This window comes from Sphingomonas sp. PAMC 26621, assembly GCF_000251145.1.
Taxonomy (GTDB): domain Bacteria; phylum Pseudomonadota; class Alphaproteobacteria; order Sphingomonadales; family Sphingomonadaceae; genus Sphingomonas.
In genome coordinates, this window is record NZ_AIDW01000061.1 from 1 (window position 1) to 16,513 (window position 16,513).

General features: G+C 61.0%; 10 protein-coding genes and 2 pseudogenes. 9 read left to right on the plus strand and 3 right to left on the minus strand.

The features are described from left to right. The first annotated feature begins 204 nt into the window (after window positions 1–204). The 4 genes and pseudogenes from RI03_RS23180 to RI03_RS21095 all read left to right on the plus strand — a co-directional run. Window positions 205–531, plus strand: coding sequence for a GCN5-related N-acetyltransferase (locus RI03_RS23180; protein WP_238542490.1), 327 nt, complete (start codon window positions 205–207; stop codon window positions 529–531). A gap of 640 nt (window positions 532–1,171) precedes the next feature. After that, a complete protein-coding gene (locus RI03_RS21085; protein WP_081504319.1) occupies window positions 1,172–2,032 on the plus strand; it encodes a type IV toxin-antitoxin system AbiEi family antitoxin in 861 nt (286 codons plus the stop codon). Further along, window positions 2,032–2,949, plus strand: a complete 918-nt coding sequence (locus RI03_RS21090) for a nucleotidyl transferase AbiEii/AbiGii toxin family protein (protein WP_010219760.1) — start codon at window positions 2,032–2,034, stop codon at window positions 2,947–2,949. The genes RI03_RS21085 and RI03_RS21090 overlap by 1 nt, the downstream gene beginning before the upstream one ends. A 26-nt stretch (window positions 2,950–2,975) precedes the next feature. Continuing rightward, window positions 2,976–3,443 (plus strand): annotated as a pseudogene (locus RI03_RS21095) (IS701 family transposase); the annotation flags it as partial. A gap of 87 nt (window positions 3,444–3,530) precedes the next feature. Here the strand turns inward: RI03_RS21095 and RI03_RS25475 are convergent. Next, a pseudogene (locus tag RI03_RS25475) lies at window positions 3,531–4,417 on the minus strand (IS5 family transposase). 55 nt (window positions 4,418–4,472) lie between these two features. Here RI03_RS25475 and RI03_RS21110 point away from each other — a divergent pair. From RI03_RS21110 to RI03_RS21130, 5 genes are all read left to right on the plus strand, one after another. Next, complete coding sequence (locus tag RI03_RS21110) at window positions 4,473–4,814, plus strand: HWE histidine kinase domain-containing protein (protein ID WP_010219764.1); 342 nt, start codon at window positions 4,473–4,475, stop codon at window positions 4,812–4,814. 87 nt (window positions 4,815–4,901) lie between these two features. After that, a complete protein-coding gene (locus tag RI03_RS21115) occupies window positions 4,902–7,634 on the plus strand; it encodes a TonB-dependent receptor (RefSeq protein ID WP_026046949.1) in 2,733 nt (910 codons plus the stop codon). Window positions 7,635–8,130: 496 nt separating this feature from the next. After that, window positions 8,131–10,620: a TonB-dependent receptor domain-containing protein gene (locus RI03_RS21120; protein ID WP_138995799.1), complete on the plus strand. Its 2,490-nt coding sequence runs from the start codon at window positions 8,131–8,133 to the stop codon at window positions 10,618–10,620. A gap of 51 nt (window positions 10,621–10,671) precedes the next feature. Continuing rightward, window positions 10,672–12,519, plus strand: a complete 1,848-nt coding sequence (locus tag RI03_RS21125; RefSeq protein WP_010219770.1) for a methyl-accepting chemotaxis protein — start codon at window positions 10,672–10,674, stop codon at window positions 12,517–12,519. 60 nt (window positions 12,520–12,579) lie between these two features. Continuing rightward, window positions 12,580–13,614 carry a DUF2332 domain-containing protein gene (locus RI03_RS21130; RefSeq protein WP_051007327.1) on the plus strand — a complete coding sequence of 345 codons (1,035 nt, stop codon included), beginning with the start codon at window positions 12,580–12,582 and terminating at the stop codon, window positions 13,612–13,614. Between the two features lie 630 nt (window positions 13,615–14,244). Here the strand turns inward: RI03_RS21130 and RI03_RS21135 are convergent. Further along, complete coding sequence (locus RI03_RS21135) at window positions 14,245–15,177, minus strand: IS5 family transposase (RefSeq protein WP_026046951.1); 933 nt, start codon at window positions 15,175–15,177, stop codon at window positions 14,245–14,247. Between the two features lie 67 nt (window positions 15,178–15,244). Next, complete coding sequence (locus RI03_RS21140; protein ID WP_238542492.1) at window positions 15,245–16,429, minus strand: helix-turn-helix domain-containing protein; 1,185 nt, start codon at window positions 16,427–16,429, stop codon at window positions 15,245–15,247. Window positions 16,430–16,513 lie beyond the last annotated feature (84 nt).

A 16,513-nucleotide genomic window follows, 5' to 3' on the forward strand; every position in this document is an offset into this window, starting at 1 on the left:
CGGCATAGCTCTCCACGGCAAACATCCCCGGCCGCTCCCAAAAGAAGCAACCTTACCAACGGCCGGATTTTACTCCGCCACGCTCAGCACCGCGCCGGCGTTCCGATGGCCTGCTTTGTCACCGGCGCATCCACGAGATCTAGCCACTGCGGACTAGTAGTACTCACTGATGCAGGCATGTTGGGTGGGCCACGGAGGTTATCAGTGACGGAAATCGCGCGATCAGTAATCGAGCAACAATGGTTGGATCTCACCCGCATACGCCTTCCCAAGCGCGCAATCGAAGCGCGATGGTCGTTGCGGCTTGATCACTGTTTCCAGCGTATACTGCTCGACGACGCCTGTGGCGGATGTTGGTACGACCACATTGTAGGTAGACCCGCTTACGCAAACGCGCCCGACGCGGTGCTGGCCCGTGCGATCGCCACCGGCGAGGCGCTGCTAGCCGGAACGGCTGACTTAATTGCCCTTAACGCGCAGTCGCTGGCCTGGAGGGGAAAGGGCGGTAAGCTAACGCGCAGCGAACATTGAAAATTGCCGCTCAAGACCTTGAGAAATGGTTTGAAGCGTTAACCGATACGAGCGTCTTACTGCGCATGATGGAAGGATTGGCCGCTGCAAGCGCCGCGTCGGGCGGAAACGCAGGCGATGTTCGTCGAGCGAGCTAGTTGGGTTCGACAGAAGCCCGCCTAGCCGCCTGTAGTCGGTTTGCTATCGTCAAGACCCAATGCCCGACGTTCACGGCGCGTTTTCGCCTTCCCAACTTCGGACATTTATTCATCGGTCCGCGAGCAACCCCAGCGCCGCGGGGATGGGGAAGGTTGGGACTTTTCGGTCGTTCCGTGGCCACGTGTTGGACGGCAGGTGTGGCCAGAAGCCGACGTCGGGCGCTTACCCGACCTGCACCGCAGACCGACGGAGATTGGGCCGTAAGCCGACCGTCCGCTCTTGGGGAATGAAGCGGCAATAGCTGCGGTTGCAGAACCGGCTAGCGCGGATGACCGCTAACGCCCCAACCCGATTTCGCTATGCCCTGCCTAATGCATGAAATTGGTGCGTCGCTCTTACCCGGGTTTAAGATAGCGACTCTTCCCGCGCCTATGGCCCCTAAAAGCATTGGAACTTAAACCAGGCCTGGTATTGGGTTTACTAATTCGATATATAATGCGTCATGCGCGCAAAAAGAGCATCTCTCTTAAACCGATTAGTCCATGAGCTCCCTGAGCTTTACGTAGTTGATACCGCTTGGTTGACCTCGATAGGGCTCTCCGCATCCTCCGTGCGCGACTATGTCGAACGAGGCTGGCTGGAACGAGTGGGCACGCGCCTCTATCGGCGCCCCATCCAAGATGGAGCCGGAACGATCCGCTGGGAGATCGCCACGCTCTCCTTGCAAGCGCTCCTGCGCGTGCCCGCGCATGTTGGAGGGATGACCGCGCTCGAACTCGCCGGCTATTGGCAATATGCATCCATGGGTCGCAGGCGTGTGTGGCTCTACAGCGACGCAGCCGCCGCTCGCTCTTATCTACGCCGGCTCGAGCTGGATGCCGTTATCGAGCTCAAGTCACGCAAACTCTTCGACGATGACGATCCGGATCTGGGTATCGAAACCAGAACGATTGACCTGGTGACCTCCACCCTGGGATCAGCCGTCCTCCACGGAGAGGCCGGTCTGGTCCGCAAGCAGCAGATCCGCGTCTCCAGCCTTGAGCGCGCCATCCTTGAAGTGCTCGAAGAGGTTCCGCGCACTTTCAGCTTCGAACATGGGGCTGAACTGTTTGAGGGCCTCACCACCCTGCGGCCTCGGCTGATGGCGCCGCTCCTTGCCGCCTGCAAAAGCGTGAAGGCAAAGCGGCTCTTTCTATATTTCGCGAGCCAGCACCGCCATGCCTGGTCACGAAAGCTGCGAGCCGAGGATTTCGACCTTGGCTCAGGCAAGCGCCAGATCGTGCCTGGCGGGGAATATGACCCCGTATTCCAAATCACCGTACCGAGAACCAAGCGGCCAAAGAGAACAACCAGAGCCAGCTAATGTCGACCGAACTCTACACCCGACAGGCAGAACTGCTCGTCCGGGCCATCCCTGAAATCGCACATGAAGAGGCGTTTGCGCTGAAGGGCGGCACCGCGATCAATCTGTTCGTCCGCGATCTGCCTCGGCTCTCCGTCGATATCGACCTGGTCTATCTGCCAATCGCGGATAGAGATGAGTCCCTTGCCGCGATCCGCGAAGCCTTTTCGCGAATCGCTACAAGCCTTCGTAAACGCCTGAGCGCAAAGGTCGCCGAACAAAATTCCGGCGACGGCGCAAAGCTCATCGTGCGGTCCGCCAACACCCAGATCAAGATCGAAATCAGCCCGGTCCTTCGAGGCACGGTGTTCGAGCCGGAGCTGCGCTCCGTAAGCCCCTCGGTCGAAGATCGGTTCGGATATGCCGAAATGAAGGTGGTCGCCCTGCCCGACCTCTATGCGGGGAAGATCGCGGCTGCATTGGACCGCCAGCACCCTCGCGACCTGTTCGACATCCTCCATCTCTATGCGAACGAAGGTATAACCGACGACATCTTCTCGGCCTTCCTGATCTACCTGATCAGCCATAACCGTCCGCCAAATGAGCTGCTGGCGCCGCATATGCTCGACTTGGCTCCTCAATATTCCGGCGAGTTCACCGGGATGACAGTTGAACCGGTTCCTCTCGAAGCGCTGCGCGAAGCCCGAGACCGGCTCTTGGGCGACATCCAGGTGCGTGTTCGGAAAGCTGGGCCATCCGCATTCCTGCGCTCCTTCTTTGCCCTCGAGCCAGACTGGTCCGTCCTGAACCTACCGAGCGATGTCGCCAGACTGCCAGCGGCACAATGGAAGCTTCAGAACCTTGAACGCCTTCGAGCGGAACAACCTCAGAAATTCAAAGAGCAACTCGAGAAGCTTGGGGAAGTCCTGAAACGATAGACTTCACCAAGATCATCGCCGGTGAGGCGAAATGGCGGCAGGTCAGTTGGCGCCGGGGAACCAAGGGCCGCTTGACGGCCCGCTTCGCCGCCATGCGCGTACGCATCGCCGATGGCGCGCCACAGCGGATCGGGGCGGCCGGCGCACAGCATATGCCGGGCGAAGAAGCCTGGCTGGTGGGCGAGCATCGCTCCAACGGCGAGCGGAAGTACTATCTCTCCAATATTCCCGCCGACACCCCGATCAAGGACGTCGCTGGAGCTATCAAGGCCCGCTGGATCTGTGAACAGGCGCATCAGCAGCTCAAGGAAGAACTCGGCCTCGACCACTTTGAAGGCCGATCTTGGACCGGGCTGCATCGTCACGTGCTCATGACGATGATCGCCTACGCCTTCCTGCAAACGCGAAGGCTCGCTCAGGCGGGCCGGAAAAAAAAGCGGCTTGGGACCACCGCCTCAACCGAGCCTGCCGGCTGTTCGTCAGGCCATCATTGATCGCCTGTTGCGCCCGCCCCAGCGCCATTGTCCTCATTGCGGTGAAACGCTATCAGCCCCGCATCCCGCATTTCTGCCAAAGTAGTGCTAGGTGTCGTGGACAAAGGGTATCCACAGTTTGATTGAAGCGATTGCGACGAAGCCGAGGTAGGATTCTTTGGTTTTGTCGTATCGTGTGGCAACCCGCCGCCAGTTCTTGAGCTTGCTGAACAGGCGCTCGACGAGATTCCGCCAGCGGTATTTCTCGCGATCATGCGGGATGGGGACGCGGCGATTGCTCTTGGTGGGGATGACGGCTTCAACACCGGCTGCGGACAGCTCTGCGCGGATGGTATCTGCGTCGTAACCCTTGTCAGCGAGCAGCGCGTCGATGCGTTCATCGAGCATTCGGAACAGCGGACCGAAGCCTTTCACATCGCGCGTCTGGCCCGGCGTCAGGACGAAGCCAAGCGGTCGCCCGTGTCCATCGCAGCGGGCGTGGAGCTTGGTGGTGAAGCCCCCGCGCGACCGGCCAAGCCCCTGGGCCTCTTGATCCCCTTTTTTAGTCCGACGGCGCAATGATGCGCCCGGACCACCGTGCTGTCGATCATGTCGGCGCTGGTATCGCGCGCCACCATCTCGGCCAGCGTCTCCAGCAGGGCGTCAAACACACCCATCTCTACCCAGCGCCGGTAGCGCCGAAAGACGCTGTTCCACTTGCCATAATCGTCAGGTAGCAGTCGCCACTGCGCCCCCGACCGCGCCATCCACATCATGCCTTCGAAATAGCGCCGGTTGTCGCCTGCAGGCCGACATCCGCGGCCGTGTTCGGGCGGAAGCAACGCCCCGATCAGCGCCCACTCGTCGTCCGATACCCCGATCCGCTCACCCAAAGCCGCCTCCAAAAGGCAGCCTTGAATCAACCCGCGAGTCTCAGGTCCTGGGCAAGGGACCCGGCATCCATGCAACGTTCCTATCGGCTTCGCTCGCCGCATTGAGGATTGGAAACCTGGAGATTACTTTTGGCTTACCGGTGCCAGTGCCGCATTCATGGCTGTGTCCTTCGACATAGTGACGATCGCGGTGGAGCTTCACACCGCTTTCCAACGGTTGGCTTTCCAAGCAAACGAGCAAACCAGAACGATTGCTTCGCTGTTTGAGCAGGACCAATGGATGCGGCTCCTCAATGGCGAACTTGGCCATCGCATAAAGAACCTGTTGACGATCGTCGGCGCGTTTGCGGCACAGACCCTTCACCAAGCCTGCAACCTCACATCCGCTAATAATGCGCTCGCCGTACGGCTCTCAGCTCTCGGCAAGGCTACTGATTTTCTGACGGCTTCGGAGTGTGGATGCGACGGTCCGGCAGCCCGTCATCCGCCCGCGATGTAATTCTCCGCCGCACGCAACCGCGCCGCATTAGAACCTCCTATAAGGAACTATATCAACTAAAGAATACAAAGTCGGGATACGTCTAAAATGCCTAAAGGCTTTTACTTGCTGTCCGCCGCGGCCGCCACGATCGCAACTTCCGCAGGCGCACAGGGCTTGCGGAGTGCCGAAGCCAGTACGCCCCCCGTCCAGAACCCCGCCGTCGGCGCCGCCACCGAAAACACCGCCGACATCGTCGTCACGGCAACCCGCCGGTCTGAGCGGCTTTCCAGCGTGCCGATCGCGGTATCCGCGTTTGGTGCCGCCGCGCTTCGGAATTCGGGTGCGACCGACATCCGCCAGATGACGCAGATCGCACCCTCGCTGCTGGTGTCGTCGACCGGGTCCGAGGCCAATGCAACGGCGCGCATTCGCGGCGTCGGCACAGTCGGCGATAATCCGGGTCTGGAAAGCTCGGTTGCGGTGTTCATAGACGGGGTCTATCGCAGCCGTACCGGATCGGGCCTCAACGACCTGGGTGAGGTCGAACGGATCGAGGTGTTGCGCGGACCCCAGGGTACGCTGTCGGGACGCAATTCCTCGGCGGGCGCAATCAGCATTTACACAAAATATCCCGAATTCAAATTCAGTGGCTATGGCGAAGCGTCTTACGGCAATTACAACGCCGTTCGCCTGGCTGGCGCGCTGACCGGGCCGATCGTCGCCGACAAGCTCGCATTCCGTATTGACGGTGTATTCGGCAAGCGCGACGGCTTCTATTACGACGTTGTCAACAAAATCGACTATAATGACCGTGATCGCTATTTCGTTCGCGGCCAGCTGTTGTTCAAACCCACTGCGGATTTATCGGTCCGGCTGATCGGGGACTATACCACGCGTACCGAGAAGTGCTGCGGCGCGGTATATATCGAGACGCGCGAAAAGACCGATCCCACACCGAGCGTGCCAGGCGACTTCGCAATCAACCCGGCGGGCAATCGGGTCGTATCGATCCTGCAGAGCATAGGCGGGGTGCTGCCGAGCGCCAGCGACCCCTACAACCGTCGGATCGCGAATACCGCCGCCCGCGCCTATGGGAACCGCACGACCGATTACGGCGTGTCGGCGCGGGTCGGGTGGAATATCGGCAGCACGCAGCTCATTTCGGTCAGCGCGTACCGCGAATATAAGGCGTTCGGTGCGGCGGACGTCGATTACGGCAATGTCGACATCGCCTATCGTCCCGATGACGGCAACGCCTATCGCCAGTTTCACACGTTCAGCAACGAAACCCGGGCGAGCGGTTCGCTGTTCGACAATCGCGTCGACTGGCTGGTGGGCGGCTATTACGCGCACGAAGACCTCACGGTCGTGGACAATCTGAAGTTCGGCACGCAATATGGCGCGTTCGCCGCTTGCCGCATGGTCGCGACGATCAATCCTGCCGCGGCGCTCCGCGCTCCCGCCGACCCGGGATGCCTGAGTGCGGCAGGGCGCGCCACGCTTGCCCGCGCTGTGGGGCCGCAGATCATTGCCGGACTCGACCGCCTCAGCACCGTTAACAATGTCGGCAGTATCCGCGATGAATATGATCATGCAAGCCGGAACTTCGCGCTATTCACGCACAACATATGGAAGATGACCGACACGCTGAGTCTCACCGCGGGCTTGCGCTATACGCATGAAAGCAAGACGCTGAATGCCCGCATCCATAACAACAACACAGTGTGTCCGGCGCAGCAGGCCGCGTTGCGCCCCCTGCTGGCCAATGCCGCGCTCGCGCCACTCGCGGGCGGAATCATCACGCTGACCTGCACCGGTAATTCGACCTCGGCGCTGACCGGTGTGCCGATCAGCGACAAGATCAAGGAAGGTCAGTTGACCGGCACCGGCGTCATCTCGTGGAAGCCGTTCCGTAGCACCTTGGTGTATGCATCCTATGCGCGCGGCTACAAGGCGGGCGGGTTCAACCTCGATCGATCCGACCTGAGCGCGACGGTGTTCGCGACGCCGACCGCTGCCGCTGCGAGCAACCTGCGGTTCGACGCCGAAACGGTGAACGCATATGAAGTCGGCGTTAAATACACCTCCCGCGAGTTCACCGCGAACGCCGCTGTCTATCGTTCGGAGTTCAAGAACTTCCAGCTCAATACCTTCAACGGCACCAACTACATCGTTCAGAATATCGGAGCATGCGGCGTCGGGCTGAACGGTGCGGATAGCGACAATTCATCGACGACGGGCGCATGCACCGGCACGGTCAAGAAGGGCGTGGTTACCCAGGGCGTCGAAATCGAGGTCGGCATGTATCCGGCGCGCGATGTGACCGTGAACATGGGCTATACGCTCGCCGTGGCGAAATACGCCAGGGACTTGGTCGGCAGCGACGCCGGCGAACCGCTTAATGCCGCGCTTTTCCTTCTGCCGGGCAGCCAGATGTCCAACGCGCCGCGTCACACCGTCACCAGTTCGCTGACATGGTCGCCACCGATCGGCTCGTCGGGGCTGACCGGTCTGTTCTATATCGATGACCGTATGACCAGCGACTATAATACGGGGTCGGACCTGTTCGTGGAAAAGGCGCAGGACGGCTTCGTGCTGGTCAACGCGCGGGTCGGCATGCGGGGCCGCGACCAGCGTTGGGCGATCGAGTTCTGGGGACAGAATCTGTTCGACACCAACTACCAGCAGGTGGCGTTCTCCGCCCCGTTCCAGGGCGCAGGTAGCCAGGCGCAGGTCCAGACATTCGGTTCACCGAGCTTTGCGACGGCCAACACGCTCTTCTCGTCGTTCTTGGCCGAGCCGCGAACCTATGGCGTAACCTTGCGGTCGCGCTTCTGACGAGGACATAGAGGCGGTCCTTCATGATGCTCAGGCAACTGCCGGATCGACAACACTAGACAGCCAGCCGCGCAAGCACCAGTTTTGAAAGCGGAAACACGTTCGCACGCGGTCGCGATCTGTCTTGCGCCACGATGACGCATCGCGCCGATCCAGAGTCAGACGCTTACCGACAGCCCCGCGAACCAATCTGCGCTGCGTGCGCCCGTTGTCGCGGTACGCCAAGCCGACAGTGCCGTGCAATTCAGTGCAGTGCAGTGCAGTGCAGAAACACCTGAAAAAGTTCTGGGCAAAACAACCTCAGGCTATCACTTCTCTCTATAATTAATTGACGGGCACTCCAGTTCTACTCCGCAAGTCTTCGAATATCGGTCAGTCACATCACAAACGCGTCTTAATCTGCCATCGCGGGCGGGCTGAGCGGGCGCTTGCCATCGAAATGGATATTAGTTTGAAGAACAATCGCCTGCTGTTTACCGTCGCGCCCCTGGCGTTGATGCTTCCTGCGTTCGCCCATGCAGCGCCTTCCGGTCCGGAAGCTGCGGTTGCCAAGCCGGGTGCGCTTGTCGCCCCCGTCGAGGAGGCACCGGCCAAAAAGGTTGCCGCCGAGGAGGTCTTCTCAACCGGCGTAGCCAAGGGTCGGGATCGGCTCGACAGCGCGACTTCGACAAGCGCGCTCAAGGCTGACGAGATCGAGAAGTACGGCGCTCGCTCGCTCGGCGAAGTGTTGCGCAACATTCCTGGTATCCGCGCCGAATATGCCGGCGGCGAAGGCAATGCGAGCTACTCGATCCGCGGCCTGCCGCTTGCCTCGACGGGGTCAAAATTCATGCAGCTCCAGGAAGACGGCATGCCCGTCCTCGAATTTGGGGACATGCAGCTATTTACGAGCGACATGTTCATGCGCTTCGACCTTAACGTGGCGCAGGTCGAGGCCATTCGCGGCGGTTCGGCATCGACTTTCGCGTCGAATTCGCCGGGTGGCGTCATCAATCTTTTGTCCAGGACCGGCGATGTCGAGGGCGGGGCGGTTCAGACGACGCTTGGCCTCAACTATGGCGAGCATCGCATCGACGCTGATTATGGCCACAAGCTCAGCGACACGCTACGCTTCCATGTCGGCGGTTTCTATCGGCAGGGCGAAGGCCCGCGCGATGTCGGCTATGACGCCTACAAGGGCGGACAGATCAAATTCAACGTCACCAAGACGTTCCCCAACGGCCTAATCCGGGTCTATGGCAAGTATCTCGACGATCGAACCCCGTCCTATCAGCCGATACCGCTGAAGGTCAGCGGGACGAATGCCAGCCCGGTCTTTACCGATGTCCCGGGCATCGACATCAAAACTGGCTCGCTGCTTTCGCCCCACGTCGACACCGTCTTGACGCTGGATGGCTCCAACGCGATCAAGCGCGACAGCGCTCGCGATGGCCAGCACGCCGTCGTCAAGTCGGCCGGATTCGATGCCCAGTTCGATTTCGGTGGTTGGTCGTTCAGTGAGAAGTTCCGCTTCTCCGATATTACCGGCCGCAATATGCAGAACGTGCCGCTCGGTATTGCGCCGGCAACGGCGCTTCGCGGCGCTATCGGCGGTGCCGGGGCAACCCTGATCTATGCGACCGGACCGCTCACCGGGCAGGCAATTTCCAGCCCGTCGACCCTCAACGGCAATGGCTTGCTGGCATCGTCGCTGTTCTTCGACAGCGTGGCCAACAGCTTGCAAAACGTCAGCAACGACATGCGTGTCAGCCGGGTCTGGAAGATCGGCAAGGGCGATCTGACGACGACGGCGGGCTTCTATAAATCATCGCAGAACTACGATATCGACGTGTCGATCCTCAATATCCTGTCCGATGTCCGCGGCGGCGGTGATGCCGCGCTGATTGACGTCACGACGGGTTCCGGCGTCAAGGCGACGCAGGATGGTTACATAAGCTTCGGGTATCTGGGCGGTCGCCTTCACCGGCAGTATCAAGTGAACTACGCAATCGATGCGCCTTATGGGTCGATCAACTACCATATCGGCAAATTGGCGGTCGGCGGGAGTCTGCGGTATGATAGCGGGCATGTTAACGGCACCGTGTCCGGCTCCGAGCTTGGCGGCGGGCGCGTCGGTGTCGCAGCGGTGGATATCAATGGCGATGGCAAGATTTCTATCGCGGAGAGCAAGACCGCCGTCCTTCCGCTCGGCAATCCGGGCAAGGTCGACTACAACTATCATTATCTGAGCTATTCGGGCGGTGTGAATTTTCGCATCGCCGAGCCGCTGGCGGTGTTCGTCCGCCATAGCCGCGGTGCCCGCGCCGCTGCCGACCGGATATTGTTCACGCCAGCGATCAGCGCGGCGAGCGGCCTGCTGGTCGATCCCACCAGCGGCTTCGATACGGTCAAGCAGAGCGAACTCGGCCTCAAATTCCGCCAGTCGGGCGTGACGCTCAACATCACCGGATTCTCGGCGACGACAAGTGACCGCAACGCCCAGATCAACACCAGGTCCGATGGTTCGACCCAGATCGAGGACATCGTTCGCGGCTACAGCGCCAAGGGTGTCGAGATCGAGGCCGGCGTGCGGCGGGGCGTCTTCAGCGTCACGGCGGGCGGAACCTATACCAGCGCCAAGATCGCCAGCGACGCCAGCCATCCCGAGCTTATAGGCAATAAACCGCGACACCAGGCACGCTTCCTCTTCGAAGCCACGCCGCAGATCGACACCGAACATGTCACCGTCGGCGCCAATTTCATCGGCACGACGAGCAGCTTTGCTCAGGACGTCAACCAGCTCAAGCTGCCCGCATACACCTTGGTCAACGCCTTTCTGCAAGTCCGGCCAATCGCTCACGTTCAGCTGATGGTGAACGTCAACAACCTGTTCGACAAGCTTGCCCTTGCCGAAATCACGCAAGGCACGATCCCCGCCAGTGGCATCGTGCTAGGGCGCGCCTACACCGGCCGCACCGTCTCTGCGACAGCACGCTACTCGTTCTGAAGTGTCCGGCCAGCGCGTCTCCGCCCATGAATGTCGATTGAAAGAAGCGTGATGTTCAAATCCATGAAGATCCCGAGAAAGCTGGCGCTCTCGTTTTTGATCATTTGCGTCTCGGCGGCGGCGATGATGGGGGTGTTCTTCACGAACATCACGGCAATCCGCAACGCATCCGACGGCAACAATCTTAGCCAGGATATTCATGCCAAGACGCTAACGCTGGAAACCTCGCTGCTGCGCCAGAACAGTCAGATGCGCGGTTTTCTCGTTACAGCTGATCCGACCTATCTTAAATCTTATACCGAAGCCCAAAGCGATTATGACGCTGCGTCGGGCGAGCTTGAAACGTTGCTGACCGAACCGTCGCTGCGTGCCGCGCTGCTCAAATCGCGCGCGGCGACGCTCGATTGGCGCAAGGCCTGGGGCGACCGCCTGATCGAGCGCGTCAAGGCAGGCCAACGCGAGAGCGCGGAGGCCGAGGTCCGCGCAGCTGGCAAGGCAGTGCTTACTAGTGCCGCCGTCCTGCCGCTGCGCGATATCCGCGACGCCGAAGTCGCGCTCATCGACAAGAACTCCGCCAGCCAGCAGGCTGCGATCGCGGCTGCGGTCACGGTGTTGATCATTGGCGGGATCGCGTTGATCGCGATCGCCGTTGCGCTCGCTTTCGTGCTCAGTCGATTGATCGCCCAGCCGGTGTCGCGCCTGACTAAGACAATGGGCGATCTCGCCGCGGGCAAGAACCATCTCACGGTCCCCGATCTCGATCGCGGCGACGAAATCGGCAACATGGCACGTGCGGTTCTGATATTTCGCGATGCCGCCGTCGCCAAGGAAGCAGCGGACCGGGGTGCGGCACGGGCCGAGGCCGAGCAGCAGATGGTGGTCGATACCGTCTCGCTGCATCTGTCGAAGGTAGCCGAGGGTAATCTCACCGCCGAGATCACCCGTGACTTCCCCAGCACCTATGCCGCGGTAAAGACCAATTTTAACGCGGCGGTGATCTCCTTGCGGGAGCTGATCTCTTCGGTGCGAGAGTCGACCGTATCGATCCGTACCGGGTCGGTCGAGATCGCCCAGGCATCGGAGGATCTGGCACGCCGGACCGAAAGCAACGCGTCGAATCTCGAAGAAACGTCGGCCGCCGTCATCCAGATGGACGGCCGCCTGAAGAATACCGCCGAAGCTGCCAACCGCACTGCCGAGCGCGCCAACGGCACGATGGCCACTGTGGCCGACGGACGCTCCACGGCGGACCAGGCGGTACAGGCGATGAGCCGGGTTTCCGATAGCGCCAAGGGGATCGACAGTGTGATCGAAGGACTCGACAAGATCGCGTTCCAGACCCGCGTGCTGGCGATGAACGCGGCGGTCGAGGCCGGGCGTGCGGGTGATGCCGGTCGGGGTTTCGCGGTCGTCGCCGATCTCGTTTCGGCGCTCGCGATGCGCGCCGAGGAGGAAGCGGGTCGCGCGCGCGATCAGTTGAGCGCGACCCAGACCGACATCGTCACCGCCGTCGAGGCGGTGCACAAGGTCGATGCCGCGTTGGCCGATATCACGACTGGCGTCAGCGACGTGAACCAGTTGCTTGGCGCGATCGCGACGGACAACCAAGCGCAGTCGAGTGCGATCACGCAAATCAGCGCGGCGATCTCGACGATGGACCAAGCCACCCAGCAAAATGCGGCGATGGTCGAGGAGACGTCGGCCGCGGCGCGCAACCTCGCTACCGAAGTCAATGGCTTGTCCGAACACGCTGCCAAGTTCAACGTCGGTGGTCCGGCGGGTGCTGCCCCCCGCTCGAGCCAGGCGCGCTTCTCCGGGCCGGTGAAGCAGCTTCCGGCTGCGGCGGTAGCCAGGCTGGTCCGTCCGGCGGCTGATGCGGATGACTGGCAGTCCTTCTAGCCGCAGCAGGATGCCTTTGTTTCGACTGGACTGCAGCAGCGCTGGGAAAACGATGTGAACATGGTTACGTGCGCGCCGGAACGCGGAGAACTGTGGCGCCATGCCAAAGTGGCGCGTGCTTTGGGATCGCCGTTCGTGGCGGCAGTGCTTGAAGCCGGCGAGCGCCAGTTGGCGCGCGCACCGCGCACAGCGGCGCTCATCCGCAACTGGCCCGGCGATACTAGTCAGGACGCGGTTGCGATGCGCTTCAACGCTGCGCTCCATTCGCTTGCCCGGCACGGGCGACTGCCGGCGCTCAGCGCACTTTACGCCAACCGGCATGAAGATTTTGACGGCGCGATTGGCGGCGCGATGTCGGAGCAGGACGACGTCATCGCGCTGTCGATGCGCGATGCGCCACAGACCAACGAAGTCGGCCGATCAGCGGCGATCGCCGCTGCCCTGATGGTTGCACGGCACCAGTTCGGCTTACCGTTCGAGCTGCTCGAGATCGGATCAAGCTGTGGGCTAAACCTCAATCTTGGCCATTATGAGTATGAACTGGGCGGCGTTTCTGCCGGAGTCATCGGCTCATCCGTACAGATTGCGCCGACATGGTCGGGCGGGAGCCCGCCTCGGGCACCGATCGAAGTCGTCGCTGCCCGGGGAACCGACCTCAATCCGCTCAACGCTGACGACCCGCGCACGCGGGATCGGTTGTTGTCCTATGTGTGGGCCGATCAACCGCATCGTGCGCGGCGACTGGAATCCGCCTTAGCGTTGGCGCTTCGCCATCCGCCGCATATCGACCATGCGGATGCCGTCACCTGGCTTTCGGCAAGACTTAAAGACGTTCAAGCCGCGGGGCAGTGTCGTGTGATTTTCCACTCGATGGTGCTGCAATATCTCACCGAGCACAACCGGCATACCATCACCAGTACGATCCGCCAAGCCGGTGCGCGTGCCACCGCCGGCAGGCCACTGGCGTGGATCAGCTTCGAATGGACGGCAATACGCGACGAAGTGCAGTTATGCCTGACTTGCTGGCCCGGAGGCCAGACCTGCCTGTTAGCAACTTGTCACGCTTATGGCGAATGGATCGACTGGCGAATGTGAAAAGCTAGTCATATCCACCAGGTTCGGAAATGGCGGTTTCGCCAGAGCGGCGACGTACGCACGTCCGAAACTCAGCATTTTCAGGACAAAGCGGTCGTTCATGCACCGAATACCTGAACATGACCGAAGCGACGCCGCACCGTTCGAAGCAACGTATCCGTACTGACCGGCATCAGGAGGCGGCGCAGCAGGCTGGCCGCCGGCCGTCCACCCAGTGCGAGCCCAAGATGATGCACGATCGAATCCAGGCGGGTCGTCCGCCGGGCAAAGGCCGCAGTCACTTCCGGAGGGAAACGTTCAACGCAAATACGCGTGGCGCAGCAGGAGGTGGCGCAGCGAAACCGCCGGGCTGCGCGAGTGATCCGAACCGGGCGGCCATGAAAGGGCAAATCAGCGAGTGTACGATATAGCGGCTATGAACACATGTCGATGGACGGCAGCAGTTCGGGCAGATCGTGACCAACGATCGAGATCTCCCTGTGATCAATATCTGCCCGGCCGCAAACTCAACTTTGTCGATCACTAACCCTGACCGCATTCGGGTTATTAGCCCGAAAGGAGAAGGATGCTATTTCAAGGGCTTTGTTGCATAACGCCTCGAGAGCATAACCGCCCTTTTACTTAAAGATATTATGCGATGCGGACAGTGATCGGCGTTCCCATTTTGGAGAAGCGATTGAGGATTGCAGCACGGACTTTGAGCTCGGTGATCTGACGATCGAAGGTACGAGCCACAACGCGTTGGCTCAGAAGCTTGAAGCAGTGCATTTTGGTCTCGACCAGACTGCGGCGATGATAGCCGCTCCACTTCTTCCAGATCGCGCGGCCAAGGCGCTTTGTAGCGCGTAGCGCTTCATTGCCAGCATCGACGCCGGGACCGTCTTTCGTCCATGGTTGGCCGTTGCGACGGACCGGGATGACCGCCTCTGCACCACGTTCGGCAATGGCAGCATGGCACGCCCTGGTATCGTAAGCGCCGTCTCCGCCGACGCTGAGTATCTGCTCGTCCTGCGGGATCTGCGCCAGCAGATCGGGCAAGGTCGGCGCATCGCCGATGGCATTCGTCGTGACTTCGATGGCCCGGATATCCAGCGTTGCCGCGTCGATCCCCAGATGCACCTTGCGCCACTGGCGGCGGTAGGAGGCGCCATGCTTGCGTGTCTTCCACTCACCTTCACCCGTCATCTTAATGCCCGTGCTGTCGACCAGAAGGCGCAGGCCGCCTGAGCTGGGCCGCCCGCCAAGCTCGACGACCAACGTCTTCTGCCGTCGGCATAGCGTCGTATAATCCGGCACCGGCCAGTCCAGCCCGGCAAGTTTGATCAGGCTCGCTACCAACCCTGTCACTTGCCGCAATGGCAGATTGAATAGCGATTTCAGCGTCAGGCAGAGCTCAATCGCGCTGTCCGAAAACCGCATCGGCCGACCAGGACGACCGCACGGCTTCGACAACCAGTGCATCTGCGGATCAAACCATATTTCCAGTGACCCGCGCCGCTTTAGCGCTGCATTATACTCCGGCCAGTTCGTCGTGCGATATTTCGGTGCGGCAGGTTTGGGCATCGCGCCCATCTATCTCGCTCGATTCCCTTGGGGAATCCCCAGCGTCAGTTTTGCAACAAAGCCTATTTCAAGGGTAAACTGCCTCAATAACGGCAACAACGTCGGCGGGGTCGAGTGCGTCCAAATCTAGTTCGAGATCTGGGGCGACGCTGTAGCCCTTGGTCGCGCCGGTGCGGTCGAAGGTCACCGAAACAAGGCGATACCCCTCTGCGGTACGGACCGCGGCGAGCCCTCCTACGGTCACTCGGTGATCGGGATCGGCGATGACGATCGCACTGGCGGGCAAGCCGGCACCCAGCGTCGCGCGGCACACGCGCAAAGCAAACGCGCGTGCTCCAGCGCGACGTGGCGCCTCGACCACGTCCTCAGTCGGCGTGAAGGCGATAATGCCGCCCGTAAACGGCGTGCCAAAAACGGTAAGCTCACGTAACGCAGCCTGTCCAGAAGAAGCCTGAAGCGACGGAGCGGCCTCGAGCGAGACCAATTCCGGCTGAGCTCCGCGCTTAGTCCCAGTGGGAGGGCCACTTGCCCGTCGCGCTGGCCGCGTCGAAAGGGCCAGTTCCGCGGACAAAGCGGCAATGCGCTCCCGTGATCGCAGCGCACGCGTGTCCGGATCGGCGACTCGCCAAACAACGGCGTCGAGCTCGCCGCTTCGATAGCGATCCTGCACGATCTTGCGTAGCGCGCTTTCATCCGCGACGCCGAACAGCCGGCACACGGCCGCCGCCGTTGCATCATTCCAGCGATCGAATGTCTTGTGGGCATTCTCCAAGCGCGACAGAATCACGGGCGGCAGCGCATATTCTTGGTCGAGCGCCGCAATTGTCAGCGTGGCATCGCCGTTGCGAAGCACCCGCAGTGCGGCCGCCAGCAGAATCGCGAAACGCTCCTCTTCCGCGGATACAGGGCGCCCGTCCTGAAAAGGTTGTGCCCAGCGCGCTATGTCGAACTCCGGGTCAGTGACGTCGGTCAGCAAGTCGGCCGGTGCTAAATCGAGCTCGCGCGCGATCCGCTTTATCTCGTCCGCTCGTGCGACAACTTCGCCGCGTTCGATTTTGGACAGGCGAATATAGGGGATGTCGGGCAAGCGCACGCTCAGTGCCATCAGTTTCTGCAACCCGCGATGCCGGCGCTGCTCGCGTATGCGATTGGGAAATACGAACGTACGGTAGAGATCCGGGATCACCTCTGCCCGGGCTGGAAGATCGGCTATGCGCTTAGGCATAGTCGTGAGCGATGGCATGCGCACCATAGGAACTTTCGTCATCCGCGGGCGACGTGGTTCTGTTACCCGCCTTCAGCTATATAGGATGGCGGACAATGACACAATTTTTCT